The organism is Spirosoma montaniterrae (genome assembly GCF_001988955.1).
GTDB classification, from domain to species: Bacteria; Bacteroidota; Bacteroidia; order Cytophagales; family Spirosomataceae; genus Spirosoma; species Spirosoma montaniterrae.
Genome location: NZ_CP014263.1, coordinates 1314817 through 1341133 on the forward strand (window position 1 = coordinate 1314817; position 26317 = coordinate 1341133).

Sequence of the window (26317 nt, forward strand, 5' to 3'; positions counted from 1 at the left end):
CCATTCAATCACTCGATCATTCAACCGGTTAAAGTCCTTCAAACTGCCGCAGAAAGCGGACATCGTTTTCGGTGTACAGGCGCAGGTCGTTGACCACGTACTTAAGTTGCGTGATGCGTTCGATACCCATGCCAAAGGCAAAGCCGGTGTATTCTTCAGGGTCGATGCCGCAATTGGCAATCACCTGCGGATCAACCATGCCCGAACCGGCAATCTCGACCCAGCCACTGTGTTTGCAGATAGTACAGCCCTTGCCGCCACAAATCTGACATGAGATGTCGATTTCTGCACTTGGCTCCGTAAACGGAAAATAGGAGGGTCGAAAACGTATACGGGTGCCCGGTTCAAACATCTCCTTGACGAAATGATACAGGGTGTCTTTCAGGTCTTTGAAGCCCACATTGCGGTCAATGTAAAGCCCTTCCACCTGATGAAACAGGCAGTGTGCCCGCGCCGAGATGGTTTCATTTCGGTACACGCGCCCCGGCATAATCGACCGAATTGGCTTGAACGCCGTACCCGGCTTTTGTCGCTCCATCAGCCGAATCTGGACATTGGACGTATGCGTCCGTAGCAGCATATCCTGCGCCGGATCGCCGTTGGGCGATTTGGCGACAAAGAACGTATCCTGCATGTCGCGGGCCGGGTGATTGTCGGGGAAGTTGAGGGCACCGAAATTATACCAGTCCGATTCTATTTCGGGGCCATCGGCGACGTTGAAGCCGATGCGTTCAAAAATCTGGATGATGCGTTGCCGAACCAGATTGAGCGGATGCCGGGTGCCCGTCAGATTAGGCAGCACGGGCAGCGTCAGATCGATGGGCGGAGCACTGTTGGCCGATGCATGCTGTTCGTCAATAAATTGACTGAACTGGTCAAAACGTTCCTGTGCGCGATTTTTCAGGCCATTGAGTTCTTGCCCCACGGCCCGGCGGTCTTCGGCAGGAACGCTCTTTAGCCCCTCAAATAATTCAGTGATTACGCCTTTTCGGCTGATAAAGCGCAGCCGAAACTGTTCTAACTGCTCTTTCGACCGAACGTCGTATTGATCGATTTCCAGATGTATGTCTCGTACTTTTTCCAGCATTTGGCAACCAGGTTTTCGCCATTCGTAGGCACAAAGGTAGGCAAAAGCAACCAGCCAATTGAGCCTCACTTGCAACGGCATTCGGCGCGATTCCACACATTGGCGGAGAAACTACCCAATGTGTAGAAACAGAACGACAGAAAAATAATTTCAAAAATGTTGAGTAAACGGTAAAATAGAATGAAATTTAGGCAGTTATACGTAGTAGAGGAACTAAATGTATCTGAAAATATGAAGTAGGTCTGATTCTTGCGCAAAGAGTAGGTAGAGGCTGCATAGGAATTGGGAATTCTACACAACGTTTTTGGAAAGTAAGTTTCTGAATGTCAACCTCAAACTTCCAACAATCAAATAACACTCAAGACAATTATGAAAGCATTCGCGAACGACTCCCTCTTTGACTCGATGTCTATGCCATTCCACAAAAATGTGGAAAATATTGCCGATTCAACCTGTCTCCAAAAACTCCTCATCCCATTCTATGACCGCAAGCGTACTGTTTCTGTCGACGAGATAGTTCGTCTGGAAGGCTCAGGTAACTACACCAACTTTTTCCTCAAAGACGGAACCAAGATGCTGGTTTCGCGTACTCTGAAAGAATACGAAACGTTGCTTGATGGGCAAGCCTTCGTTCGGGTTCACAAATCGTGCATTGTCAATCTGGGTTTCGTTCGCAAATTCTTTGTTAAGAAAGAAGGCGAGCTTGAACTGACCGATGGGCAGCAGGTGAAGATTTCAAGACGGCGTGCCCAGATGTTTATCGACCGCATCCGCGACTTTCGGCCAATTGCAGTAAGCTAAACCGTAAGTTTACCCCGCCATCATACAACCGTATATACCCATCGTCTGTTACGTAGAAATACGTAATAGCGGGGGTACATTCACTCAATTACTTACACTTGTATTTATATTAACGGTTTGATTTTCAGCGGATTATCGTATAAATTGATACCGTATGATAATCAAACCGCTTTTTTTGAGCCAACACTGTGAGGTAGCTTTGTCATATTAAAAACGGTCTAAGACCAACCTGACATAAACCTGACATGGAAGCTAACCTCTTCGCTACGCTGCAACCTCTTGCGACTCCTCAGTATCCGGCAACCTACCAGCGTGGTACACAGCGCATCGCGTTGCCTTACCTTAATCGTACCATCTTCATCGCTGTAGATGACGTACTGTGCCTACAGGGAGAGGGAAATTATACGTTTCTCTACACCCGCGACCGTAAGCGGTATTTGGTGTCAAAAACGCTCAAAGAATTTGAGAAAACGCTCAGCGGAGACATGTTCCTGCGCATTCACAAGTCATACATCGTAAATCTGGCGTATGTGCAGCGCAGCGTTTTCAATAAGGAACGCACCGTTCGTCTGGCCGACGGTCGGGAAGTGGCGATCTCACGCCGACGGATGAAAGACATTTCGCAGCAGCTTGTGCAATACTGGCAGCGGCTGCTGAACTAAACAAAACAGCTAAACGGTCAGGCAATTTGGTTTGCCTCTCTCTACGCTATTTAGTGGGTTAATTAAGCGGACAACCGTTGCTGCAAACTTCCTGCCCGGAAGCGGACAGCAACGGTTTGTTTTTAAAAAATCTTGTAAGCCAGCGTTACCTGCCACGACTTCATGCGCTGGTTAAATTTGCCACTCGCGTCGTTGATCTGGGCAATGTCGGAAAGGTTGCCTTCATAGCGCACGTCGAGACCCAGCGAGCCAATATCCAGACCGCCCCCTACCTGGTAGCCGTAGTAGGCTTGCGACCAGGCGTCGTTCAGTGTGCCGTTGGTATACTGCCGAATAGCTTCGCCCAACCGCTGATTATCGCCAACCCGAAATGATACAACCGGCCCGGCCATTACCCGAATTGGGCCACCTTTGATGCCAAGCAGCACCGGTACGTCGAAACTCGTAGTTTTGACGGTCACGGTTTCGGTTTGACCATTTCGTACAATATCAAATGAACCGGCGCGGGTAGAATACAGCACTTCGGGTTGCAGAAACAGGTTTTTTCCGAACCGGGCGTAAATCCCGAACGAGGTGCCCATACGGCTGTCGTAACTATCGCTGATGCTGTTACGGAACGTTTGTCCGTCTACGTTTACATTGGGCGAACCGTTTGGATTAGTACTCGTGGAAACGAAGTTGCCGAACGAGAGTTTCGTGAGGTTGACGCCCCCTTTGACGCCCAACTGAAATCCGCCCTGCGCGAATGAAAGGCAAGGCAGGAGGGCAAGAGCCAGTACAAAAATTGATTTTTTACGCATAACTATCAGGTTGTTATTGGTTAAACGATTCGTCGGAAACGGCGGTATCCGAGGCCAACTAATTTCGAGCAAACGGCGTTGTTAACAGTGAGCAGTCACCAGTTATCAACCAACAGTTTTGACCATTTGGTGGGTTAGAGCATACATAGTAGGGAAGGGTTTAAGCGCACTACATCTTTTGTTGTTGGTATCTGCATTGTTGGCTGTTGGTTGCTCACTGTTTATTGTAGAAGATGGCTAAACTGAAAACGTCGTATTTCTGTCAGAGTTGTGGGCAGCAAACCGCCAAATGGATGGGTCGCTGCCCAACCTGTGGCGAATGGAACACCATTGTTGAAGAACTCGTTACCAAAGATGAACCCGAAAAAGGCGGCTGGCGTAGCCCCTCTGCCGGGCCGGGCGGGCTGAAAGTAGCCGCCAAACCCAAAGCCATCCACGCCATCAACTACGAAGAGCAGCCGCGCATCAGCACAACCGATGGCGAACTGAACCGCGTACTGGGTGGCGGCATCGTACCCGGTTCGCTGGTGCTGATTGGGGGCGAACCAGGCATTGGCAAATCAACGCTGCTATTACAAATTGCGCTGAGCCTGAACGGAATGCGCGTGTTGTACGTGTCGGGTGAAGAAAGCGAACAGCAGATAAAAATGCGGGCCGAACGCTTAGACGCGCCCACGTCCGACTGCCATGTGATGACCGAAACGTCTACCCAGAACATCTTTCGCACGGTGGAACATTTCGAGCCGGAAATCCTGATTATCGACTCGATTCAAACCATGCAGTCGTCGCTGGTGGAGTCGGGGGCGGGCAGCGTCTCGCAGGTGCGCGAATGCACCACCGAGTTCATGAAATACGCCAAAGAGTCGGGCGTACCGGTGTTTATGATTGGGCATATTACCAAAGAAGGCTCACTGGCCGGGCCGAAAGTGCTCGAACACATGGTCGATACGGTACTGACTTTTGAAGGCGACCGGCACACGACCTATCGGATTCTCCGCACCACCAAAAACCGCTTCGGTAGCACCGACGAATTAGGCATTTACGAAATGCTCGGCAGCGGACTTCGGCAGGTAACGAATCCGTCTGAAATCCTGATTTCGCAGCGCGACGAGGCTCTGAGTGGCGTCACGATTGGTTCGATGCTGGAAGGCAATCGCCCGCTCATGATCGAAACGCAGGCGTTGGTAAGCGTGGCAACTTACGGCACACCGCAGCGCAGCAGCACGGGCTTCGACGCCAAGCGGTTGAATATGTTGCTGGCCGTGCTGGAGAAACGGGGCGGCTTCCGGCTGGGACAGCAGGACGTATTCCTGAACATCGCGGGCGGTTTGCGCGTTGAAGACCCGGCCATTGATCTGGCCGTGTGTGCGGCTGTGGTGTCGAGCTACGAAGACATCGCCATTTCGCCATCGGTGGCATTTGCGGCAGAGATTGGCCTGGGGGGCGAGGTGCGGGCCGTGAGCCGGATCGAATCGCGCATTGCTGAAGCCGAGAAATTAGGTTTCAAACAGATATTCATCTCGAAATACAATCTGAAAGGGTTAGATGCCAAAGATTTCAAGATCAGCATCCGGCCCGTTTCGCGCTTAGACGAAGTGTTTCAGGGCGTTTTGATGTAAAGTTTTGTAAGTTTGAGGAAAATAATGAAGACAACTATGCGATTGGTTATTGATGTTGACCGGCAGTATAAGAAGCTGTTTATGGAAGTTGCCAAGGTAGCTAAAGCGAAGGTGCAGGTTGAGGAGCACTACTTGACGGAAGACGAAGAGGACAAAGCATTGTTCCACTTGATGGAAGAAGGGAAGAAGGAAGGGAAATTGAGTGACGCTGAACAGACCAATTTAAGAAACTGGTTGTTTGTAGAGCGGCACAAAAAAAATGGAGCGTAGAATAAGGCCAGACCTATATCTAAAGTAAATCTTTCTTTGGCAAGGGGGTTGCCAAAGAAAGATTCAACAAACGCCGTAGCTTACCCACATGAAAATACAATCACATGGCTCATTCGAGCGGGATTTGAAGAAGTTACCTGATGCTGTGCTTGATGAAATTGAGAAGATATACGTAGCAATCGAAGAAGCCCAATCATTAAACGACTTGACCTATTCTGTCAGGAAGATGGAAGGAAACAAGAAGCTAAAAGCCTTTCGGCTGCGGCTGGGTGAAAATAGCGATTATCGAATTGGGTTTTATCTGGAAGGTGACACCGTCGTTCTATCACGAATATTGAATCGAAAAGATATCTACAAAAAATTTCCTCCCAAGAAGTAGCCGAAACTATTCCCACATCCAAAATAAACAATTCCCTAAATCTGCCCAAAACCATTACGCGTAGCTACAGTTAATTCATAGATTAATTAGATCAATGAATTAACCAACATTCTCGTTATGAGCTACATCAAAGCGGGCACCGATGCCCAGGGCAACGACGTTAAACTGTTTTACACCGATCACGGAACGGGCAACCCCGTTGTACTGATTCACGGATGGCCGCTGAGCCACGAAATGTGGGATTATCAATTAGCCGAACTGCCCAAACACAACATGCGCGTGGTGGCCTACGACCGCCGGGGCTTCGGCAAATCGACCCAAACCTGGGATGGTTACGATTACGATACGTTTGCCGCTGATTTGAAAGCCGTCCTGGATGAGCTTGACCTACACAATGTTACGCTCGTTGGCTTCTCGATGGGTGGGGGCGAAATAGCCCGTTACATGGCCCGTTACGGCGGTGCCCGCGTGGCCCGCGTGGCGTTTGTAGGTTCGGTGACACCCTATCTGCTCAAAACCAACGATAATCCTGATGGCGTTGACAAGGGCACGTTCGATACAATGGTCGAGAACATTAATAAAGACCGGGCCGACTTCCTGCAAACGTTCAGTAAGCAGTTCTACGGCGTTAATTTAATTAGCCACCCGGTTAGTCAGGCGCATTTAAATGGCGATTTTGCGCGGGCCTACGTGGCTTCGCACAAGGCAACCGTCGATTGTGTACGGGCGTTTTCAGAGACCGACTTCCGGCACGACCTGACGCAAATTCACGTGCCAACGCTGATTATTCATGGCGATTCGGACAAAACCGTACCCATCGAATCGTCGGGCGAACTGACAGCCAATGCCATTCCAAACGCACATTACATTGTGTACGACGGTGCGCCACACGGCTTGTTTTACACGGAAAAAGATCGGCTCAATCAGGATATCATTGCCTTCGTACAGGAAGGTATTTCAACAGGCCGAACAGTAGGAGCCACTACGTATTGATAACCTCAAACAAATTCTACATTGCCCGGTAGGTTCGCCTATAGCCCGATGGTGTTTGGCGGGTTATATGGCGAAACTGCCGGTTGAAATTCGAAAGCGTTCGGAAACCACTTTCGTAGCTCACCTGCGTCACACTCAAATCGCCTTTCATCAATAGCTTGCAGGCATGACCTATCCGCACCTCTGATACGAAATCGGAAAACGTTTTATTCGCGCGGGATTTGAAATACCGGCAAAAAGCCGACGCTGTCATTCCCGCCAGATCGGCAACGGTCTCTAAGCTGATTTCATCGGCGAAGTGTCCCAGCACATAATCGTGAACTACCTGCATTCGGTCGGTTTCGCCGGGCTTTGCGGAATTGCTATAACCGGCACTCGACAAAAAACGGTAGTCAGGAGCATGGGCCAACTCATCAAGAAGAGCCAGTAAGTGTAGTACCCGCGTAAAGCCAACAGGTTGTTCCCGGAGTTGCTGCAAGGCTGTTTCGGCCCGGTGTCGGGTCTTGCCGGTCCATTCCAGCCCCTGCCGGGCGTATGCCAATAGTTGGCGGAGCGGAGCCATTTCAGGTTTGTTCAGAAACTCACTCCCTAAAAAATCGCTCATGAAATAAACCACGATACCCTTGGTTATCAGGCCACTATTACGGTCGAAATAAGGCTGATCGCTGCGCCAGAGGTGGGGCAGGTTTGGGCCAAGAAATACCAGATCGCCGGGGCCGAACGGCTGAATCGAATCGCCGATAAAGCGCGTTCCGGTGCCTTCTTCAACCAGAAACAACTGGTAGTGCGGGTGAAAATGCCAGTTTGGATCGAAGTGCGGCTCTACCAACTCCTTCACAATGAATGAAGCCGCCACCGGCTCCAGGTCTTTACGAAGCGGTTTTTTCATTGACTAACTATTCATTTGCAGACAACAACCATTTTTTGTTAAAAACTGGTATAAATACAGTCAGTTTTTGCCAAGAAAAGCCGAGAACAGGGTGATTATACCGCCTATATTTGTTCACTTTTCGGAGAACAGATATGAATAAGCTGGGAATGAATTTGTTTGTCTGGACAATGACAATGGACGAAGACTTGTCTGATACATTGGCGTTTCTAAAAACAAGCGGATTCGACTTTGTAGAAATGCCCGTCAACAATCCCGACGATCTGGCTAAATGGCAGCGCATTGGTCAGCAATGCACTGATTTGGGCTTAGGGGTTCAGACCTGTACTATCTGCGGCCCCGAACACAGCCTGATTAGCCCCGACGAAACCGTGCGCCGGGCCGGAATTGATTACCTGAAGGGCGTAGTCGATTGCTCGGCAGCGTCTGGTTCCAGAATCCTGATGGGGCCACTCTTTGCGGGTTTCAAAACCTTTACTGGTCGCCCGGCTACGGCGCAGGAATGGGCCTGGTCGGTGGCGGGTATGCGTGAGGTGGCCGAACGCGCTCAAACGCAGGGCGTTACGCTGGCTATTGAATCGTTGAACAGGTTCGAGATTTACCTGCTCACCTGTGCCGACGACGTGCGCCGGTACGTTGAAGCCGTAGATCATCCCAATTGCCGGGCCGCGTTCGATACCTTTCATGCTAACATGGAAGAAAAGAAAATAGCCGATGCTATTCGGACACTGGCTCCGTATTTGGTTCATGTGCAGATTTCCGAGAACGACCGCTCCACACCGGGGCAGGGCCATATCAATTTCGATGAGGTATTTGCTACGCTGGATGAGGTGGGCTACACTGGCCCCATCGCCATCGAAGCTTTCGGTCCAAACCCGCCCGAACTCGCAGCCGCCACGCATATTTTCAGGCCCATGTTTTTCTCACCGGAACAGTTAGCAGTGGAGGGGTTGAGGTTTATCAAAGACAAAATAATTGAATGACAGAATGATTGACTGGTGGAATGGGTTCATCAGGCCGGTTTTAACCACTTAATCATTCTACCATTCTGTCATTCAATTATTTAATCATTCAACACATTATGATTAACATCGCTATTGTGGGTCTCGGCTTTGGGGCCGAATTTATCCCAATTTATCAGCGGCACCCGAATGCCAACATGTACGCCATTTGCCAGCGCAATGTCGATAAGCTGAACAGGATTGGTGATACGTTTGGCATCGACAAACGCTACAGCAGCTACGACGAACTGCTCGAGGACCCCGCTGTTGACGCTGTACACATCAACTCGCCCATACCGAACCACGCCGAGCAGAGCCTGAAAGCGTTGCGGGCCGGCAAGCACGTAGCCTGCACCGTGCCAATGGCGACGACCGTTGAGGAGTGCGCCGAGATTGTGCGGGCCACCCGCGAGACGGGCAAAAAGTACATGATGATGGAGACGGTGGTCTATAGCCGCGAATTTCTGTTTGTAAAGGAATTGTACGAAACCGGGCAACTTGGTAAAGTGCAGTTTCTGAAGGCCAGCCACCAACAGGACATGGACGGATGGCCCGATTACTGGCCCGGTTTGCCCCCCATGCACTACGCCACGCACTGCGTTGGGCCGGTGGCGGGGCTACTGCGCCTACAGGCTGATTACGTGTCGTGCTTCGGTTCGGGTACGATTCGCGACGAACTGGCCCGGATTCACAACTCGCCGTTTGCGGTCGAGTCGGCGCATATTAAGTTTAAAGACAGCGATTTATCGGCTTACGTGTATCGGTCGCTGTTTGATGTAGCGCGGCAATATCGCGAGAGTTTCGAGGTGTACGGCGACAAAAAATCGTTCGAGTGGCAGTTGATCGAGGAGGAGCAGCCGGTGATTCATACGGCCAAAAAACCAGAACCGGAAATCCCCGAAAAAGTGACTGTACCCGATTACGCGCATTTGCTTCCTGCCGAAATTCAACGCTTTACAACCAAAGGCGTGTATGACGCCGACGAGAGCCAACACCTATCGTTTACCCAGGGGGGCGGGCATGGTGGTTCGCACCCGCACATGGTTCACGAGTTTCTGTCGGCCATTGTGGAAGACCGCGATCCGTTCCCCAACGCGGCCCAATCAGCCAACTGGACCAGCGTCGGTATTCTGGCGCACGAATCGGCCCTGCGCGGTGGGGAGATTATGAAACTACCGGCGTTTTAAAGTTAAACGCAGAGGTAACGGAGGTTACACGGAGTACGCAAAGAAACTCTGTGGTCTCTGCTAAACCTCTGCTTCTCTGCGTTAAAAAATGAGAAAGCTCTTTTTCTACCTTACTGCATTCCTGCTCACGCAATGCGCCCGTCAGCAAACTACGCAGACGAGCCAGCAGGCTACGAGACCTGGCAACGGCCAACCGCGCCGGACAGAAATCCTGTTTCTGGGCGATAACGGCCACCACCAACCCCGCGAACGGGTGCCGCAACTGATGGCCGCGCTGGGCAATCGGGGTATCAACATCACCTATACCGACCGGCTCGAAGACCTGAACGCCGATAACTTAAATCAATATGATGGGCTGTTAATTTATGCCAACTGGGATAGTATCCCGAAGCCTCAGGAACGCGCCCTGCTCGACTATGTGGCGTCGGGGCATGGGCTGATTCCGGTGCATTGCGCGTCGTATTGTTTTCGCAACTCGGCGGAATATGTCGATAAGGTCGTGGGCGGACAGTTCTGGCGACATAAAATGGACACCATTCAAACCCGCTTTACGCAGCCAAATAGCCCGATTACAGCGGGGTTGCCGTCATTCAAAGCATATGATGAAACATATCTGCACAGCCACTTACAGCCCGACAATAACGTGCTGGCCGTGCGCGACATTAAAGCCGATCAGGCGTCTGATAAGCCCGGCGTAGCTGAAGAGCCTTATACCTGGACGCGCACGTATGGCAAAGGCCGCATTTTTTACACCGCTTACGGCCACGACGAACGTACCTGGAGTCAGCCGGGTTTTCACGCCCTGCTCGAACGGGGCATATTGTGGGCCGTTGGCGATGAAGTGAAAAAGCTGTATGATGCGCTGAACCCACAGCCGTTTGCGTATGATGAAGCTAAATTGCCGAACTATGAAAAGCGACCCGGTCCGCAGCTTCGGCAGAAGCCGCTGTCGCCCGAAGAGTCGATGAAGCACATTCAGGTGCCGGTCGGTTTTGTGCTCGATTTATTCGCGCATGAGCCGAACGTGATGCACCCTATCGCGCTGGCGTGGGACGAACGCGGGCGGTTGTTCGCGCTGATTACCAAAGACTACCCGAACGAACGCAAGCCGGAAGGCACCGGCTCCGATTACATTGTTATCTGCGAAGACACCAATGCCGATGGCAAAGCCGACAAGTTCACCAACTTCGCCGAAGGGCTGAACATTCCCACCGGCATGACCTTCGCCAATGGTGGGCTGTATGTGGCGCAGGCTCCGCACATGCTGTTTTTGCAGGATACCAACGGCGACGACAAGGCCGACGTGAAAAAGATTGTTTTTACCGGCTTCGGTACGTTCGACACCCACGCCGGGCCGAGCAACCTGCGTTACGGCTTCGACAACTGGATCTGGGGCAGCATCGGCTATTCAGGTTTTAAAGGCAAGTTCGGACCATCCAGTCCGGGAGCCGACAGCGTGAAATTCGGGCAGGGGTTTTTCCGGTTTAAGACAGACGGCTCGAAACTCGAATACATCACCAGCACCTCGAACAACACCTGGGGGCTGGCCTTCAACGAGTCGGGCGACGTGTTTGGCAGCACGGCCAACAACGCTCACGGCTGGTATGCGCCTATCCCGAACCGCTACTTTTCGGGTGGGCCACACCTGCGCGAGAATGGCAGCCGCCCCACCGACACGCATAAAGACATGAAACCGATTACGCCCCGTGTGCGGCAGGTCGATGTGTTTGGCGGGTTTACGGCGGCAGCGGGGCATAATTTTTACACCGCCCGCGCTTTCCCAAAAGAGTACTGGAACCGGGTGGCGTTTGTCTGCGAACCAACGGGCCACATTGTACACCAGAACGTGATGCAGAAAACAGGCACCGACTATGAAGACACCGAAGCGGCTGGCGTTGGGTTCAACCTGATGGCCGGGGCCGACGAGTGGTTCGCGCCCGTTTTCGCCGAAACCGGCCCCGACGGAGCCGTGTGGGTGGTTGACTGGTATAGTTTTATCATCCAGCATAACCCGACGCCACAGGGATTTGAAAACGGCAAAGGCAACGCCTACGAAACCAACCTGCGCGATTTTACGCACGGGCGCATCTACCGCGTTGGCTACAAAAACGCGAAGCCGTATGCGCCGATTTCGCTGAGCAAAGACCGCCCCACCGAATTGCTGGCCGCGCTGAAAAACGACAATCTGTTCTGGCGCATGACCGCCCAGCGGCTGCTCATCGAGCGCGGCCAGAAAGACGTAGTGCCGCAGTTACTGGACGTGTTAAAAGACACCTCGGTGGATGAATTCGGCAACAACCCGGCAGTTATCCACGCGCTCTGGACGCTTGACGGGTTGGGCGAATTGCCTGAAAATCAACTGGAAATGCTGCTGAAGCATCCGGCGTCGAATGTTCGGAAAACGGCGGTGCAGGTATTGCCCCGCACAAAACAATCGGTTGATGCCCTGTTGCGGGCTGATAAGCTCAACGATACTGAGCCGCTGGTTGTACTGAACGCGTTACTTGCCTTATCAGAATCGCCCCGTGATGCAGTAGTCAACGACGCCCTGTTGAGTCGATTAACTAAAGCTACCGAAATGAACGACCGCTGGTTGCCCGATGCATTTGCGCTGGCGTTGAGCGGGAACGGTGGTCAGTTGCTGAAAGCGTATCTGAAGCAAACGGCACAGAATGTTCCCGCGCAACCGGCTACAGCACCCGCCGACCATCAACACCACGACCATGTAGCTCCCAAACAGGGTAGTGGCCCCAACCCGCCAGCAGTCAATCAATCTGTCATTCCATCAGTTAATAAGCCCGATCTTGTTGTCTCGGTCATTCGCACTACGCCCGAATCGCCCGAGGTGCGGCAGGGCGCGAAAGTCGAGGTTTACGTGACCAACATGGGCGATAGAGAAATACCAGCCGGTACGCCTGTGCCGCTCAATCTGCGTATCGAAGGACCGGCAAAATCGACCGACCCGGCCAAAATTGATTACGTTAGCGTGGCGCATACAACCGGCCTTAAACCCGGCGAAACCGTTACCATCAGCAAGGGAAACAACGGCCCCTGGAGTACTGAATTCTGGGTCAGCTTCGAGCGGGCGGGGCAGTACACCATCACAGCCACACTCGACCGCGACAACCAGATTACCGAAGGCAATGAGCGAAATAACACCGCCACGCATACGCTCGTCTACCGCGCTCCCAAAGACATGACGGCCTATGTGCTTGAGCGCGCCAGCCGCAGTTACGCGTCGGTGCAACCCGTCGATTCGGTCGTTGCGCTGCTTCGCACGGTGCAGAAACTCGGCCCGGCGCAGGGAGCCGCTTTGGTGAAAGGTGTGACGGAAGGTTGGAATCTGAAGCAAAAAGCCACCGTCCGCGATGCCGACAAGCCGTTCTTAGCCAGTTTGAGCAGCACTGTATCGCCCGAAAACAAAGAACGGCTAACGCGCCTGTACGAAGCGTGGGGCCTTGCTTCCGCCGAACCCACCGACCCAAACGTGCAGGTTGTTCGACTGAAAACCGTGCGTGAAGAGATGCGTTTCGATCAGAAAACATTCGCTGTGCAGGCTGGTAAACCAGTTGAAATTATACTGGAAAACCCCGACGCCATGCAGCATAATCTCGTGATCGGCAAACCGAAAAGCATGGACATTATTGGCGCAGCAGCCGACAAACTCATCACGGCCAAAGACGGAGCCGAGCGGGCTTACGTGCCCAGCATCCCGCAGGTGATTGTTGCCACGCCGTTAGTGAATCCTGACCAAACGTATCGGCTGAAATTTACGGCACCCGCGCAACCCGGCGACTATCCGTTTATCTGTACGTTTCCCGGCCATTGGCGGCTCATGAATGGCATAATGAAAGTGAGCAGCGCACCGCCAACCGTGAGTAATGTCAGGTAAACAGATTTTTAGTCAGAAGTGGTGAAACTTACGGATGAACAACCTACTTCGACCTACTTACGGACGATTTATCGACTTCGGGGAGAAGGGCCGTTTGCGGAATGCGAATAGTGAATTCACTGCCTTTGCCAAGTTCACTTTGTACGTCGATGGTCCAATTGTGAGCCAGCACGATACGATGCACATAACTTAACCCCAGTCCAAAACCTTTCACGCTGGGCTGATTGCGGTCATGTACGCGAAAGAAGGGCTGAAAAATCTGACCGATAAACTGGGCCGGAATTCCTACGCCCTGGTCACGAACGGCAATAAGCAACCCCCCAGCCGTTTCCTCGGCTCGTAGGGTAATAATGGGTTCAGTGGGACTGTATTTAACGGCATTATCCAGCAAGTTATGGAGTACATTGGTTAAATGCAGCCGGTCGGCCAGAAAATGCGCGTTGGTAGCAGGCAGGCAAAGCTGTAAATAATCAGCGTGGCGTTCGGCTACGGATGATAGCAATTGATAAACTGAAACGGGTTCATTGTTCAGGATCAGGGTATTGCGCTCCGCACGGGCCAGCGTCAGCATGGTTTCTACCTGATGTTGCAGGCGTTCTGACTCTTCGCGGATAATGCGAATGTATTTATCCGAACGTTCGGGCTGATTACGGGCAATGGGCGAGTCAAGAATGTCGGCAGCCATACGTATGGCTGCAATGGGCGTCTGAAATTCATGCACTAACGAGTGCAGTACTTCAGTATGTATAACGGCGGAGCGTGGCTGTAGCAGAATGCGCCAGATGAGAAAACCCAGGGTAATTTGCGAGGCTATGGTAAGTAATACCAGTGCCCACGAACGGGTAGTTGGTGAAATACCCAGGGTAGTACCGGACAGAGGAGACCAGTCGATAAAAAGCAACACGGCGGATGCAATTGTCAGCAGCAATGCAGCGACAATAAACGGCAATGCAGTAGTGCGGTTAGCCATAAAAGTGGCAATTTCATGGGGTCAGGAAGAGAAACGGTTGCGTACTTATCCAAAGTAATTCAGTAAGGACGGACCGTTGGTGTGAAAGTCACATGAAATTACGGCAATTTTTTAGTTACACAAAAAAAGCCTACTATTCAGTAGGCTTTTTTTGTGTAAGGTATTGCAAATACCTTTATGCTTTCTCGGCTGGCGTTTCGCTAACGGGGGGTGTGCTGGCCGGTGATGCTGGTTTGGGGGTAGCTGGCTTGGCGGGTGCTGCTTTAGGGCCGGAAGCTGGTTTAGCTGGCGAAGGTTTGGGGCTGGAAACGGTTGGGCTGGTCTTGGTTTCAGGCGTTGCTTCGGTGGCAACAGGTGCTACGACAACCGGCTTTTGTGTTTTCTTGTTAACGGCGCGTTTTGCGTTTTTCTCAGCCTTGGCTGCGTTCTTTTTCGCTTTGGTAGCCTCTTTTTGGGCTTTCTTTTGCGTATCTTTTGCCGGTTTGGCCTTCTTCTTTTCGTCTTTAGCCATCAATTTAGATAGCTTCTTCGCCAGTTTCTCTGCCGACTTCTCGATGGATTTTTTCATCTTCTTGGTTGCTTCGCCTGCTTCACCAAGTTTGGTTTCTATCGAGCTGATAATGTCTGACGTCAGCGACTGCTGTTTGCTTTTGTTGATTTTGGTTGCCATAGTTTATATAAGAAAAAAATTTACAAAGAAATAGCTTTTTTAAATGAGAAAAGCAAGTTCAATGTTAAATTTATATTATCTTTTTTGGAGGTAATCCCAGCAAATAATCCCTGCTGTAACGGCAATATTGAGCGAATGTTTCGTGCCAAACTGAGGAATTTCCAGCACGGTATCGGCCTGCTGTATTACGTCATTTCGTACACCAGTCACTTCATTGCCCAATACAAACGCGTACTTTCGGTTCGGTTCCGGCTGGAAGTCGGTCAGCGACGTGCTGCCTTCCGCCTGTTCGACGGCCACTATCAGCCAGCCGCTCTGTTGTAATTGTTTGGTCAAAACCAGTATATCGGGAGCGTATGTCCAGCTAACGGATTCAGTAGCGCCGAGAGCGGTTTTGGTAATGTCGCGGTGGGGTGGCTGACCAGTAATGCCGCATAGATACAGTTGCTCAGCCCGGAAAGCGTCGGCTGTTCGGAACACCGAACCTACGTTGTTGAGGCTGCGAACATCATCTAAAATCAGGCAGTAAGGAAATTTTTCGGCGGTTTTAAATTCATCGACCGAGAGCCGGTTCAGTTCATCGAGAGCGAGTTTACGGGGAGACATAATAGTGTATCGTGGAATTATTAGGCAAAGAAACGTCAGAAGAGGAGAAATAGTTAGTTTTGGGGATGCAATCACCGATTCGGGAAGTTGTTAGTTATAAGCACTATTTCAAGGAATTTAATGACCGCCAAACCTCAACCGTACAACGAAAGATTGAGTATGTGCTTGACTTGATTCGCTACGTTCAGCGCGTTCCCGAGAAGTTTTTGAAACACGTAGAAGGGAGCAAAGGTATTTATGAAATACGCGTCGAGGTCAGTAGCAATATCTACCGAATTTTTTGTTTCTTCGATGAAGGCCAGTTAGTTATTCTAATGAATGGCTTCCAAAAGAAATCCCAGAAGACACCAAAGAACGAAATCGAATTGGCCGAGCGTTTAAAAGAGGAGTACTTTGTAGAAAAGTTAACGGAGCTATGATTATCGCAACAGACCACCCCAACGTAACAACGTTTGAGCAGCATTTAGAAGAGAAATACGGTAAGCGGGGAACGATGGCCCGTGATTCGTATGAAGCAGAAGCGCGTGCATTCAGAATTGCCGAGATGCTGAAGGAAGAACGCCGACTGGCTAAACTAACACAGGAAGAACTGGCTCAAAAAACAGGCACTCAGAAAAGCTTGATTGCCCGATTGGAGCGGGGAAAAATTGAACTGTCAACGGCGATGCTGAATGTACTGTTCGAAGCTGGTTTTGGAAAGGCGTTTCAGTTGCAGAAATGAAAAGTTTGTTTCGCTTCGTAAATAAAGTCCTCCCATTGCATAAAGAGCTGCACATAACAAGGTAGTAAATCAAAACAACATGTATACGTAGAATAATGCCTTAAATCCTTTGTCGATTTTATAACTTTTATAGTTATTATTTTTGTTTATTAAGTGTATTTGCGAATGGCTCACTATAAGACGTCAGTTTCTTCTTTTCACTAAATTGGTTAAATTTGTTAGAAAAAGAAAGGTAAAAAACAGTGAAGACAGCCGCTGCCGCAAGTCCGCAAAAAAAGAAGAACGAAACGCCCCTAAACCGTCAATACAACCAGATTAAAGCCAAATACCCCGGTGCGCTGCTGCTCTTTCGCGTCGGTGATTTTTACGAAACCTTCGGCGATGATGCAGTAAAAGCCAGTAAAATTCTGGGTATTACGCTTACCAAACGTAACAACGGCGGAGCCAACGAAGAACTCGCCGGATTTCCTCATCACTCGCTCGATACGCATCTGCCCAAACTGGTTCGGGCAGGCGAACGCGTTGCCATATGCGATCAGCTCGAAGACCCGGCGCAGGCTAAAGGCATAGTCAGGCGGGGCGTTACCGAACTCGTTACGCCGGGCGTGTCGTTCAACGACAACGTTCTGGACATGCGCCGGAACAACTACCTCGCGGCTGTGCATTTTGGTAAAACAGACGATCAGTTCGGTGTCTCGTTCCTCGACGTATCGACGGGGGAGTTTCTGGCATCGCAGGGTAATTCGGCCTATGTCGATAAATTGTTGCAGAGTTTCAATCCCTCGGAGGTGCTATACTGCAAGCGCAACCGGCAGGAGTTCGGCACGTTGTTCGGCGACAAGTTTCATACTTATACGCTCGAAGACTGGGCTTTTACGTATGACTTTGGCTATAACTACCTCAAACAGCATTTTCAGACTACTTCGCTGAAGGGTTTTGGTATTGAGGGACTCCCCGATGGTATCATCGCAGCCGGCGTAATTCTGCACTACCTTAATGAGACCGAACATAAAGACCTTCAGCACATTACCCGCGTTACGCGGCTCGAAGAAGACCGTTATGTATGGCTCGACCGGTTTACTATCCGTAACCTCGAACTAACAGCCGCACAGCAGGAGGGGGGCGTGCCGCTGATTCATATTCTCGATCAGACCGTTACGCCGATGGGGGCGCGGCTGCTTCGTAAGTGGCTCAATCTCCCACTCAAAGAAAAGGCCCTGATCGATGAGCGGCTGAATATGGTTGAACTGCTCGTGAACGACATCGAGCTGGCCGACGTGATGGTGAATCATCTTCGGCAGATCGGTGATTTGGAGCGGTTAGTCTCCAAAGTAGCGGTTCGGCGCATCAACCCCCGCGAGTTGGTACAACTAAAGCGGTCGCTGCAACACGTGTTGCCGATCAAAGAGATGCTGATTACGGCACTCAGCCAGAATGAGTCGCTCTCGCTGAAAAAATACGCCGATCAGCTTAATCCAGTGGCGTTTTTGATTGATCGTATCGACGCTGAATTGCGCGACGACCCGCCTGCACTCTCGAACCAGGGCAATATGATAAAGCCTGATATCAACGCCGAATTAGACGCTCTGACCGCTATTGCTTATTCGGGTAAAGATTACCTGTTGCAGTTGCAGGAGCGTGAGATTCAGCGCACGGGTATTGGCTCACTTAAAATATCGTACAATAAAGTATTCGGTTATTATCTGGAAGTAACGCACGCCCACAAAAATCGCGTACCCGACGACTGGATCAGAAAGCAAACGCTCGTCAATGCCGAACGCTACGTAACGCCTGAACTGAAAGAATACGAGGAGAAAATCCTGAATGCTGAAGAGCAGATTTTTCAGATCGAAGCCCGCATGTTCAACGAACTGGTGGTGGCTGCTGGCGAATATGTCGGTGCTATTCAGCAAAATGCACGCGTACTGTCGGTACTCGACGTGCTGTCGTCGTTTGCGCGTGTAGCCGTTCGGAATAAATACGTGCGTCCGCAGATTAATGAAAGCAAAGTGCTGACTATCAAAGACGGACGGCACCCGGTTATTGAGCAGCAACTGCCGCCCGGCGAACCCTATATTCCCAACGATATTTATTTAGACGACGAAACGCAGCAGATTATCATCATTACGGGGCCAAACATGGCCGGTAAATCGGCTCTGTTACGGCAAACGGCTCTGATTGTGCTGATGGCGCAGTCGGGTAGTTTCGTACCGGCGTCGATGGCCGAGATTGGCTTGGTCGATAAAATTTTTACGCGCGTGGGAGCCAGCGATAACCTCTCGCGGGGCGAAAGCACGTTCATGGTCGAGATGACCGAAACGGCCAGCATTCTTAATAACCTGAGCGAACGCAGTTTGGTGTTGATGGACGAAATCGGGCGTGGCACCAGCACGTATGACGGTGTCTCGATTGCCTGGGCCATTACCGAATACCTGCACAACCAAACCGACTGCCGACCCAAAACGCTGTTCGCCACCCACTACCACGAACTCAACGATCTGGCCGCCGACAACCCGCGCATCCGAAACTTCAATGTGGCCGTGAAGGAAATGGGTAACAAAGTGATTTTTCTACGAAAACTGAAAGAAGGCGGCTCGGAACACAGTTTCGGTATTCACGTGGCGCAGATGGCTGGTATGCCGTCGCAGGTCGTGAACCGGGCCGGGCAAATTCTGAAGCAGTTGGAAGCGTCGCACGTTCGCGAGAATAACAAAGAGCGCATTCGCGAAGCCGCCCCTGCCGAGCGGGAATTAGCCCTGCGTATCATTGAAGCAGGCGACCCCAAATCGGAAGCTATCAAAGAAAAACTCCGCACCATCGACGTGAACCGCCTGACGCCCATTGAGGCTCTCCTGAAACTAAACGAGTTGCTGAAGATGCTGGAGTAGGCTGATTTATGTGATTTGATAAGTTAAATTTGAAATAATTAACACATATAAAGGCCATTAAGAAAGTGGAGTCATATCACTCACTTTGTAGGAATGGGTTTTCAATGTCGCAAATTATTGCAAAATTTGCGACATTAATTGGAACGCACGAGCCATCGCGAGAGTGTTCGAGGCTGTGCAGAACGTAAAAAACAACCCCGATATTGACGGGCTGATTGTGCAGTTATCGCTCCCCAAACACATCAACCCCGACCGTGTGATGGAGACCATCGACCTGACCAAAGACCTCAAGGGCTTTCACCCCATCAACATTGGCCGCATGGCGAGGGGCTGCCTGCCTACGTATCGGCCACTCGCGTGGGCCTGATGACCATCTGTTCGCTGATGCAGAATACGCTGAAAGCCGCACGGGGCGAGCTGTACAGGTAGGTTCATTCTATTAAATTCACGCAGCCGTGTATAGTTTTATCGTTAGTTTAAGACCGAAATCCTACAATAGTTGGGGAAAGTTGCCTGAGCCAAAGAAAAGTGCTTACAAAGAATCCCTGCGGAGTGCTTTTAATGCGAATCATGGGGGGCATATACCAGTTGGGGGAGAGTTATACGGGTTGGTTTACCATTTTTATCGAGAGGATAATGGTATTGATGCCGACAACTTAAGCAAACCAATATGGGATTGTTTAAAAGGTGTACTTTTTGAAGACGACAGGCAAGTAAAACTGCGTATTGCTGGTAGTTTTGACTTAACTAAAAACGACTTTGCTAAAATTGATAGCACAGGTTTGCCAGGATTAATAGTAACACAGTTTCTGGACGCTTTGAATAATGAAACCGAAAATCACATTCTGTATGTTGAGTGTGGTGTGTTTAATGCTGACATGGTTAAATTGAACATGAACAGATATGGAAATTAGACAACAATACCTGCAGCGTTATCTGCACGATATAGCCATTGACCAGCTTGTTGCTGATTACCAGACTAAAGGTTATTTAGTTGCCAAAGAAGAGAAAATTGGGAACCATAAAGCTGATTTAGTTGCCCGAAAAGGTGATGAGGTTATTGTTGTTGAAGTCAAGACAGGTAGAATGACGCCCAAAAAGCGAGAACAGATAGTCGCATTGGGAGACTACGTGCGTAGTCATGATAACTACAAATTTATGGTGGTAGTGGCTTTGCCGCCCAAGCGGAAAAAAATAGACGTTCCGAACATAGATCATTTGTTGTTCGATTATCTGGTTCATCGTGCAAGTATGCCTGATGAACTTAACAGACTGTCCTCAAACACTCGAATTACCGGAGTAGAGGAAGCTACTATCGACGAATTGACAGTCTCGGAAGAGAATAGTATAATGGCGAAAGGAAGCGGTGTGGTAGAAGTAGAACTTCAGCATGGTTCGGGAAACGATAAAACTACTATAACTGACGCTTTTCCTCTCACCTTTGACGTTGTGCTCAAATACAATGAACACCAGGAGTTATTTCTTGCGAATGCAAAATCTATTGAGATAGATACCGCGTCTTTTTACGAGTAGTTATTGTTGAAAGCCAGCCTTAACAAACTTTAACAGCCCCGCCCAACCCGGTGGGGCGTCTTTTTTGCGTATTTTTGGACCGGTCTGAATGAATATGGTCGGGATAATCCCGGTCTGAGAAATTATTCTTTACACAAAAGTAGTTCCGTTAATTCTTCACTTGTATGCAATCATTTAAACGCCTGAACACCCTCATTGGCTGGGTTTTGTTTGCGGTGGCGTTGTTTACCTACGCCAGCACCGTTGAACGGACAGCCAGTTTCTGGGATTGTGGCGAATTCATTGCGTGTTCGTTTAAACTCCAGGTGCCGCACCCACCCGGTGCACCGTTTTTCCTGCTGTTGGGTCGCATTTTCTCCATGCTCTCGTTTGGCGATGTGCTGAGCGTGGCGTACTGGGTCAACATGGCGTCGGTGCTGGCAAGCGCGTTTACCATCCTGTTTCTGTTCTGGACCATCACCATGCTGGCCCAGAAACTGCTGGGCCGGGCCGAGAGCGACTATAGCACCGCCGATACGCTGCTGGTGATTGGCACCGGAGCGGTGGGCGCATTAGTCTACACGTTCTCTGACACATTCTGGTTTTCGGCAGTTGAGGCTGAAGTGTACGGAATGTCGTCATTTTTTACGGCCATTGTGGTGTGGGCCGCTTTCCGCTGGGAACGTATCGACGATTCTGCTGCGGCCAATCGCTGGCTGATTTTCATTGCTTATCTCACCGGCCTGTCTATCGGCGTTCACTTGCTGAACCTCGTGACGCTGCCCGCGCTGGCATTGATTTATTACTTTAAGAAAAAGGCTAAACCCACTTTCTGGGGTGGGGTTATGGCGGCTGGTATTGGTTTGCTGGTACTGATGATCATCAATGCGGGTATTATTCCGGGCCTGCCAGGGATGGCTTTCTTCGTAGAACGTATCTTCGTTAATTCGCTGGGGCTGCCTTTTAACTCTGGGGTTATTTTCTTCACGGTAGTCTTTCTGGGGACTATTGTTTACGGGATCATCTGGTCGGCACGCACAGGGCGGACAATCTGGAATACTTCGCTGCTGTCGCTGGCGTTTGTGCTGATTGGTTATGCTTCATACATGCAGGTGCTGGTGCGGGCCGATTTCAATCCACCCATCAACGAGAACGACCCCAGCGATGCGCTGAACTTTCTGTCGTATCTGCGTCGCGAGCAGTATGGTAGCCGCTCGCTGCTATACGGACCTGTGTTTACCTCGCGGCCTATCGACCAGAAGCGCGGTGCACCGATGTGGAAGAAAGAAGGTAATAAATATGTGATCTTCGACTATCAGCCGGAGTACATCTATCAGCCTGGCGACGAAATGCTGTTTCCCCGCGTGTACAGTTCGCAGCAGAATCACCCGCAGTTGTACCGGCAAATGCTGGGGCTGGCCGAAGGGCAAAAACCCACAATGGGCGATAATTTAGCGTTTCTGTTCAGCCACCAACTGGGGCATATGTGGTGGCGGTATCTGATGTGGAACTTCGCCGGTCGCGAATCCGACGAAGAAGGTGCCGGGTATCTGCTACCGTGGTCGTCGGACGAAAACGCACCGGATCTGCTCAGGAATAACAAAGCCCGCGATAATTTTTATATGCTGCCGTTTCTGCTTGGGCTGTTCGGCATTGTGTTCCAGTATTTCCGGCGTCGGCGCGATTTCCTGATTGTAGCCTTGCTGTTTCTGTTTACTGGAATCGCGCTGCAAATCTTCCTGAACTCGCCCCCGTCGGAACCCCGCGAACGTGATTATATCTACGTCGGATCGTTCTATTTCTTCGCCATCTGGATTGGTTTGGGCGTAATGTCTATTGCCGAAGGGTTGCGGCAGTACCTGAAAGCCGATACGATGCGTAACGGATTGATTGTCGGGCTAAGTTTGCTCGTGCCGGTGATGATGGGCGCGAAAAGCTGGGATAATCACAACCGCAACAACCGCTACCAATCGGTCGATTTTGCCAAGAATCTGCTGAATTCCTGCGCGCCAAACGCTATTCTGTTCACGGGGGGCGACAACGACACGTTCCCGCTCTGGTATGTGCAGGAGGTTGAGGGATTCCGGCGCGACGTGCGGGTGTGCAACCTGAGCCTACTGGGTACGGAATGGTACATCCAGCAGATGAAGCGCAAAACCTACGAATCCGACGCACTGCCGATTTCGCTGGAGTTCGACAATTTCAACAAAGGTAAAAACGACATTGTGCCCTTCTATGAAGTGCCGGGCGTGAAAAGCGGTATCGACCTGAAGCAATACATCAGTCTGATCAAGAGCAACAGCCCGGCCATTCAGGTGCCGCTGACCAACGGCGACATGACGAGCGTGCTGCCTTCGTCGGTACTGTTTATGCCTATCGACAAGGCGGCTGTTGATAAGGCTAATTTCGTACCGGCATCGCTGCGGCCTTTGGTGAAAGATACCTTGCAGTGGACTATCGGTAAGAAAGACCTCTACAAGCCCGACCTGATTATGCTCGACATCATTGCAACCAATAACTGGCAGCGGCCCGTTTATTTCTCGAGCACATTAGGGGGCGAAAATTACCTGAGTCTGAAGCCATACATGCAGTTGGAAGGCTACGCGTATCGGCTGATGCCTGTGGCCGTGCCGGGCGCGTCGGATGGTTATGTCAACACCGACATCATGTATAACAACATGCTGAAGAAGACCTTCTGGCGCGAGTTTGATAACCCGGACGTGTATTATGACGAAACGTATAAAGGCCCGCCGGTGATTTCGGCCCGTATCGCGTTCTTCCGACTGGCCGATCAGTTGATTCGCGAAGGCAAAAACGACAAAGCCCGCGAAGTGCTGAACTACTCGATGAAGGTCATTCCCGATAAAAGCATTCCGTATGACCAGATTTCATCGAACTACGTGCGGTTCCTGTTTGCGGTGGGCGACAGCAAAAAAGCCCTCGAAGTGGCTGATACTATGGCAATTCGGGCCGACCAGAACCTGACATACAACAAAACTGGCAATGGTAACCGCTTCGGCAACCCCGACGCTGATTTGTACATTCTGCAAACTATTGTCGAAGCCTGCAAGGAAGCCAAACAAACCGCAGCCGCCAGCAAATACGACGCCATCTTCCAGAAGCACATCAACGCGTTCGGTTGATAGCAGGGAAACAGTAATAAAAACGGCCCGGAGCGCATTGCTCCGGGCCGTTTTTATTACTGACAACACGAATATGTCTACCGGTATTTCCCTACAAACATACCCGCCGTAACGCTGAACATCCGATTGCTTAAGCTCTTACTTCGTAAACCTGCGTTGTAGTTCAGGCCAAGTTGCCAGCGTTGGCGAATATCGAAACCTACCGCTAAACTACCACCCAAATCAAACTGGCTGAACAGTGCGTTGCGGCCAAATTTAGCGTCCAAACCCGAACTGCCGAATATCGCTGGCGCGTCGTTCAGCAGCCTGCCTCCAATACCAACCGCCATGTATGTTCCTGCGCCGACGTAAGCCCGCAACGACTTGCTGACGTCAAATTTATGGACTACCAGAACAGGCATTTCTACATAAAGCGGACGCAGGCTGTAATTGATTGGCCGCACAACTTCACCCGTATTCCCGTTGATTAACAATGCTTTCGAGTTGAAGCCCCTGCTGGTGAGCAACAACGCTGGTTGCAGATAGAATGATTTCCCAACGGGCATATCGCCAAACAGCCCCGCCTGCCAGCCTATTCGATACGAGTCCTGAGCACCGAACGATGAGCGGGCTACCCCACTAAACGTAGGGCCAGCTTTCAGGCCGATTGCTACCTGCGCAACTGTCGGCGAGGTGGCTATGACAAATAATGCCAGAGTTATTTGGTAAGCATTTTTCATAAATGAGTATAAGTGGTACGCATAGCGGCAATTCAATCTACAACCCACTAAGAACCCCTTGCGGGTTAAACTGCTCCAGATAATCGGCCACGCGCCGAACAAACTGCCCGCCCAATGAACCATCGACTACACGGTGGTCGTAGGAGTGAGAAAGAAACATCAACTGCCGGATACCGATAAAATCGCCCTGCGGGGTTTCGATAACGGCGGGTTTTTTTACAATGGCCCCGAACGCCATGATGGCTACCTGGGGCTGCAAAATAATAGGCGTTCCCATCAGATTTCCGAAGGTGCCGATGTTCGAGATGGTGTACGTGCCACCGGCCAGATCGTCGGCGGTAAGTTTGTTTTCGCGGGCGCGTTTGGTCAGATCGTTCACGCGCTTCGTCAGGCCCACAAGGTTATACTGGTCCGCATTGTGAATAACCGGCACAATCAGGTTGCCGTTGGGAAGGGCAACAGCCATGCCGATATTCACGGCCTTTTTCACGATAATCGAATCACCATCGACCGAAACGTTAATCATCGGGAAATCTTTGATGGCCTTGACAACGGCTTCGACCAGAATGGGCGTGTAGGTCAGGTTTTCGCCGGTTTGTTGCTTAAACTGATCTTTCACACGGGTGCGCCACTGTACAACCGGCGTCATATCGGCTTCAACGAACGAACTGACGTGGGGCGAAATCTGCTTCGATTCTACCATTCGCTGCGCAATCATCTTCCGCATCCGGTCCATCTGCACAATGTCGGCCTGACCGTTCAGCGAACGAGGTGCGGGGGACGAAGGAGTAGGGGGTAATGTGGGGGTAACAGGGGGTTGGATGGTTTCCGGTTGCCTTACTTCCTGTATATCTTGCTCCTTATTCCTTTCCAGATAAGCCAGAATGTCTTTCTTCGTTACCCGGTTATCGGCACCGGAACCGGGAATTTGGTCGAGTTCGTCGCGGTTTATGCCCTCTTCTTTGGCAATCTTTAGCACCAACGGCGAATAAAAGCGGTCAGTGAAGGCAACAGACGAATCGGCTACCGTTTCAACAGAATCGGCAACGGCTGTTTCGGGCGTGGGGGCCGCCCGGCTGCTCATAGCCGCAATACTGGTTTCTAACTCCCGTACCGACTCCGATACTTCATGCAGGTCGGGTTGATCTTTGCCTGTGTTGGCAACGTCGCCAATGCCAACGGGCAACTGCTCCGTATCATTAGTAGGGGTGGGCGAGGAGGTATCACCCGCAGCAGCGACGTCGGTTTCGATGCGGGCAATGGGAGCACCGACAGCTACTACGTCGCCGTTATTTACTAAAATTTCTTTCAGAATGCCCGATTCCAACGCCGGCACTTCAGTGTCAACCTTATCGGTTGCCACTTCCAGTATCGACTCATCGGCTTCGATTCGGTCGCCGGGCTGTTTGAGCCAGGCAATGACCGTACATTCCATTATACTTTCGCCCATTTTGGGCATAACCATGTTGATGAGTGCCATAGTTTTTGGTATTCTTCATTTTTCCGCA

24 protein-coding genes are annotated in these 26317 nt (G+C 50.8%); 16 read left to right on the top strand and 8 right to left on the bottom strand.

All coding sequences use genetic code 11. The annotated features are described in order from the left end of the window. Positions 1-28: 28 nt before the first annotated feature. The gene (gene pheS, locus AWR27_RS05665; RefSeq protein ID WP_077130291.1) at positions 29-1087 is read right to left on the bottom strand and encodes a phenylalanine--tRNA ligase subunit alpha; all 1059 of its coding nucleotides are present in this window, start codon (positions 1085-1087) and stop codon (positions 29-31) included. 369 nt (positions 1088-1456) lie between these two features. On the opposite strand from pheS, the gene AWR27_RS05670 reads away from it, so the two are divergent. Both AWR27_RS05670 and AWR27_RS05675 read left to right on the top strand, forming a co-directional pair. Further along, positions 1457-1888, top strand: a complete 432-nt coding sequence (locus AWR27_RS05670) for a LytR/AlgR family response regulator transcription factor (RefSeq protein WP_077130292.1) — start codon at positions 1457-1459, stop codon at positions 1886-1888. A gap of 245 nt (positions 1889-2133) precedes the next feature. Then, a complete protein-coding gene (locus AWR27_RS05675; RefSeq protein WP_077130293.1) occupies positions 2134-2550 on the top strand; it encodes a LytR/AlgR family response regulator transcription factor in 417 nt (138 codons plus the stop codon). Between the two features lie 122 nt (positions 2551-2672). Here the strand turns inward: AWR27_RS05675 and AWR27_RS05680 are convergent, their stop codons facing one another. Further along, positions 2673-3350 carry a porin family protein gene (locus tag AWR27_RS05680; RefSeq protein WP_077130294.1) on the bottom strand — a complete coding sequence of 226 codons (678 nt, stop codon included), beginning with the start codon at positions 3348-3350 and terminating at the stop codon, positions 2673-2675. A gap of 233 nt (positions 3351-3583) precedes the next feature. On the opposite strand from AWR27_RS05680, the gene radA reads away from it, so the two are divergent. From radA to AWR27_RS05700, 4 genes are all read left to right on the top strand, one after another. Then, positions 3584-4969: a DNA repair protein RadA gene (gene radA / locus AWR27_RS05685; protein ID WP_077130295.1), complete on the top strand. Its 1386-nt coding sequence runs from the start codon at positions 3584-3586 to the stop codon at positions 4967-4969. Between the two features lie 36 nt (positions 4970-5005). Next, entirely contained in the window at positions 5006-5239 is a 234-nt protein-coding gene (locus AWR27_RS05690; RefSeq protein ID WP_232325985.1) for a hypothetical protein, read from the top strand. Between the two features lie 88 nt (positions 5240-5327). Continuing rightward, on the top strand, positions 5328-5618 hold the full coding sequence (locus tag AWR27_RS05695) for a type II toxin-antitoxin system RelE family toxin (RefSeq protein WP_077130297.1): 291 nt from the start codon (positions 5328-5330) through the stop codon (positions 5616-5618). Positions 5619-5735: 117 nt separating this feature from the next. Continuing rightward, complete coding sequence (locus AWR27_RS05700) at positions 5736-6611, top strand: alpha/beta fold hydrolase (RefSeq protein WP_077130298.1); 876 nt, start codon at positions 5736-5738, stop codon at positions 6609-6611. A gap of 16 nt (positions 6612-6627) precedes the next feature. Here AWR27_RS05700 and AWR27_RS05705 read toward each other — a convergent pair whose 3' ends face one another. After that, entirely contained in the window at positions 6628-7500 is an 873-nt protein-coding gene (locus tag AWR27_RS05705; protein WP_077130299.1) for an AraC family transcriptional regulator, read from the bottom strand. A 134-nt stretch (positions 7501-7634) separates the two neighbouring features. Here AWR27_RS05705 and AWR27_RS05710 point away from each other — a divergent pair, with 134 nt between their 5' ends. From AWR27_RS05710 to AWR27_RS05720, 3 genes are all read left to right on the top strand, one after another. Beyond that, entirely contained in the window at positions 7635-8483 is an 849-nt protein-coding gene (locus AWR27_RS05710; RefSeq protein WP_077130300.1) for a sugar phosphate isomerase/epimerase family protein, read from the top strand. Between the two features lie 98 nt (positions 8484-8581). After that, on the top strand, positions 8582-9688 hold the full coding sequence (locus AWR27_RS05715; RefSeq protein WP_077130301.1) for a Gfo/Idh/MocA family protein: 1107 nt from the start codon (positions 8582-8584) through the stop codon (positions 9686-9688). An 88-nt stretch (positions 9689-9776) separates the two neighbouring features. Then, positions 9777-13580: a PVC-type heme-binding CxxCH protein gene (locus AWR27_RS05720; RefSeq protein ID WP_077130302.1), complete on the top strand. Its 3804-nt coding sequence runs from the start codon at positions 9777-9779 to the stop codon at positions 13578-13580. Between the two features lie 43 nt (positions 13581-13623). Here the strand turns inward: AWR27_RS05720 and AWR27_RS05725 are convergent, their stop codons facing one another. From AWR27_RS05725 to AWR27_RS05735, 3 genes are all read right to left on the bottom strand, one after another. Beyond that, positions 13624-14550, bottom strand: coding sequence for a sensor histidine kinase (locus AWR27_RS05725; RefSeq protein WP_077130303.1), 927 nt, complete (start codon positions 14548-14550; stop codon positions 13624-13626). A 175-nt stretch (positions 14551-14725) separates the two neighbouring features. Then, the gene (locus tag AWR27_RS05730; protein ID WP_077130304.1) at positions 14726-15220 is read right to left on the bottom strand and encodes a hypothetical protein; all 495 of its coding nucleotides are present in this window, start codon (positions 15218-15220) and stop codon (positions 14726-14728) included. A gap of 75 nt (positions 15221-15295) precedes the next feature. After that, a complete protein-coding gene (locus tag AWR27_RS05735) occupies positions 15296-15826 on the bottom strand; it encodes an RNA methyltransferase (protein ID WP_077130305.1) in 531 nt (176 codons plus the stop codon). 65 nt (positions 15827-15891) lie between these two features. Between AWR27_RS05735 and AWR27_RS05740 the strand changes: the two genes are divergently transcribed. From AWR27_RS05740 to AWR27_RS05770, 7 genes are all read left to right on the top strand, one after another. Continuing rightward, positions 15892-16245: a type II toxin-antitoxin system RelE/ParE family toxin gene (locus tag AWR27_RS05740; RefSeq protein WP_077130306.1), complete on the top strand. Its 354-nt coding sequence runs from the start codon at positions 15892-15894 to the stop codon at positions 16243-16245. Continuing rightward, positions 16242-16547 carry a helix-turn-helix domain-containing protein gene (locus AWR27_RS05745; protein ID WP_077130307.1) on the top strand — a complete coding sequence of 102 codons (306 nt, stop codon included), beginning with the start codon at positions 16242-16244 and terminating at the stop codon, positions 16545-16547. The genes AWR27_RS05740 and AWR27_RS05745 overlap by 4 nt, the downstream gene beginning before the upstream one ends. A gap of 242 nt (positions 16548-16789) precedes the next feature. Beyond that, positions 16790-19435 (top strand): DNA mismatch repair protein MutS, encoded by a 2646-nt coding sequence (gene mutS / locus AWR27_RS05750; RefSeq protein WP_077130308.1) that lies wholly within the window; start codon positions 16790-16792, stop codon positions 19433-19435. 175 nt (positions 19436-19610) lie between these two features. Continuing rightward, positions 19611-19802: a hypothetical protein gene (locus tag AWR27_RS25700; RefSeq protein WP_232325986.1), complete on the top strand. Its 192-nt coding sequence runs from the start codon at positions 19611-19613 to the stop codon at positions 19800-19802. A gap of 88 nt (positions 19803-19890) precedes the next feature. Further along, positions 19891-20349, top strand: coding sequence for a RusA family crossover junction endodeoxyribonuclease (locus tag AWR27_RS05760; RefSeq protein WP_198045096.1), 459 nt, complete (start codon positions 19891-19893; stop codon positions 20347-20349). Next, the gene (locus AWR27_RS05765) at positions 20339-20968 is read left to right on the top strand and encodes a pPIWI-associating nuclease domain-containing protein (RefSeq protein ID WP_077130311.1); all 630 of its coding nucleotides are present in this window, start codon (positions 20339-20341) and stop codon (positions 20966-20968) included. Before AWR27_RS05760 ends, AWR27_RS05765 begins: the two co-directional genes overlap by 11 nt. 164 nt (positions 20969-21132) lie before the next feature. Then, the gene (locus AWR27_RS05770; protein WP_077130312.1) at positions 21133-24090 is read left to right on the top strand and encodes a glycosyltransferase family 117 protein; all 2958 of its coding nucleotides are present in this window, start codon (positions 21133-21135) and stop codon (positions 24088-24090) included. A gap of 77 nt (positions 24091-24167) precedes the next feature. Here the strand turns inward: AWR27_RS05770 and AWR27_RS05775 are convergent, their stop codons facing one another. Together AWR27_RS05775 and AWR27_RS05780 are read right to left on the bottom strand one after the other, a co-directional pair. After that, complete coding sequence (locus AWR27_RS05775) at positions 24168-24809, bottom strand: porin family protein (protein WP_077130313.1); 642 nt, start codon at positions 24807-24809, stop codon at positions 24168-24170. Between the two features lie 37 nt (positions 24810-24846). Beyond that, complete coding sequence (locus AWR27_RS05780) at positions 24847-26289, bottom strand: dihydrolipoamide acetyltransferase family protein (RefSeq protein WP_077130314.1); 1443 nt, start codon at positions 26287-26289, stop codon at positions 24847-24849. Positions 26290-26317: the final 28 nt, after the last annotated feature.

What these genes read in the sequence shown, in the direction of transcription:
- pheS (WP_077130291.1), bottom strand. Translation starts at nt 1,087, where the DNA reads ATGCTGGAAAAAGTACGAGACATACATCTGGAAATCGATCAATACGAC.
- AWR27_RS05670 (WP_077130292.1), top strand. Translation starts at nt 1,457, where the DNA reads ATGAAAGCATTCGCGAACGACTCCCTCTTTGACTCGATGTCTATGCCA.
- AWR27_RS05675 (WP_077130293.1), top strand. Translation starts at nt 2,134, where the DNA reads ATGGAAGCTAACCTCTTCGCTACGCTGCAACCTCTTGCGACTCCTCAG.
- AWR27_RS05680 (WP_077130294.1), bottom strand. Translation starts at nt 3,350, where the DNA reads ATGCGTAAAAAATCAATTTTTGTACTGGCTCTTGCCCTCCTGCCTTGC.
- radA (WP_077130295.1), top strand. Translation starts at nt 3,584, where the DNA reads ATGGCTAAACTGAAAACGTCGTATTTCTGTCAGAGTTGTGGGCAGCAA.
- AWR27_RS05690 (WP_232325985.1), top strand. Translation starts at nt 5,006, where the DNA reads ATGCGATTGGTTATTGATGTTGACCGGCAGTATAAGAAGCTGTTTATG.
- AWR27_RS05695 (WP_077130297.1), top strand. Translation starts at nt 5,328, where the DNA reads ATGAAAATACAATCACATGGCTCATTCGAGCGGGATTTGAAGAAGTTA.
- AWR27_RS05700 (WP_077130298.1), top strand. Translation starts at nt 5,736, where the DNA reads ATGAGCTACATCAAAGCGGGCACCGATGCCCAGGGCAACGACGTTAAA.
- AWR27_RS05705 (WP_077130299.1), bottom strand. Translation starts at nt 7,500, where the DNA reads ATGAAAAAACCGCTTCGTAAAGACCTGGAGCCGGTGGCGGCTTCATTC.
- AWR27_RS05710 (WP_077130300.1), top strand. Translation starts at nt 7,635, where the DNA reads ATGAATAAGCTGGGAATGAATTTGTTTGTCTGGACAATGACAATGGAC.
- AWR27_RS05715 (WP_077130301.1), top strand. Translation starts at nt 8,582, where the DNA reads ATGATTAACATCGCTATTGTGGGTCTCGGCTTTGGGGCCGAATTTATC.
- AWR27_RS05720 (WP_077130302.1), top strand. Translation starts at nt 9,777, where the DNA reads ATGAGAAAGCTCTTTTTCTACCTTACTGCATTCCTGCTCACGCAATGC.
- AWR27_RS05725 (WP_077130303.1), bottom strand. Translation starts at nt 14,550, where the DNA reads ATGGCTAACCGCACTACTGCATTGCCGTTTATTGTCGCTGCATTGCTG.
- AWR27_RS05730 (WP_077130304.1), bottom strand. Translation starts at nt 15,220, where the DNA reads ATGGCAACCAAAATCAACAAAAGCAAACAGCAGTCGCTGACGTCAGAC.
- AWR27_RS05735 (WP_077130305.1), bottom strand. Translation starts at nt 15,826, where the DNA reads ATGTCTCCCCGTAAACTCGCTCTCGATGAACTGAACCGGCTCTCGGTC.
- AWR27_RS05740 (WP_077130306.1), top strand. Translation starts at nt 15,892, where the DNA reads ATGCAATCACCGATTCGGGAAGTTGTTAGTTATAAGCACTATTTCAAG.
- AWR27_RS05745 (WP_077130307.1), top strand. Translation starts at nt 16,242, where the DNA reads ATGATTATCGCAACAGACCACCCCAACGTAACAACGTTTGAGCAGCAT.
- AWR27_RS05765 (WP_077130311.1), top strand. Translation starts at nt 20,339, where the DNA reads ATGGAAATTAGACAACAATACCTGCAGCGTTATCTGCACGATATAGCC.
- AWR27_RS05770 (WP_077130312.1), top strand. Translation starts at nt 21,133, where the DNA reads ATGCAATCATTTAAACGCCTGAACACCCTCATTGGCTGGGTTTTGTTT.
- AWR27_RS05775 (WP_077130313.1), bottom strand. Translation starts at nt 24,809, where the DNA reads ATGAAAAATGCTTACCAAATAACTCTGGCATTATTTGTCATAGCCACC.
- AWR27_RS05780 (WP_077130314.1), bottom strand. Translation starts at nt 26,289, where the DNA reads ATGGCACTCATCAACATGGTTATGCCCAAAATGGGCGAAAGTATAATG.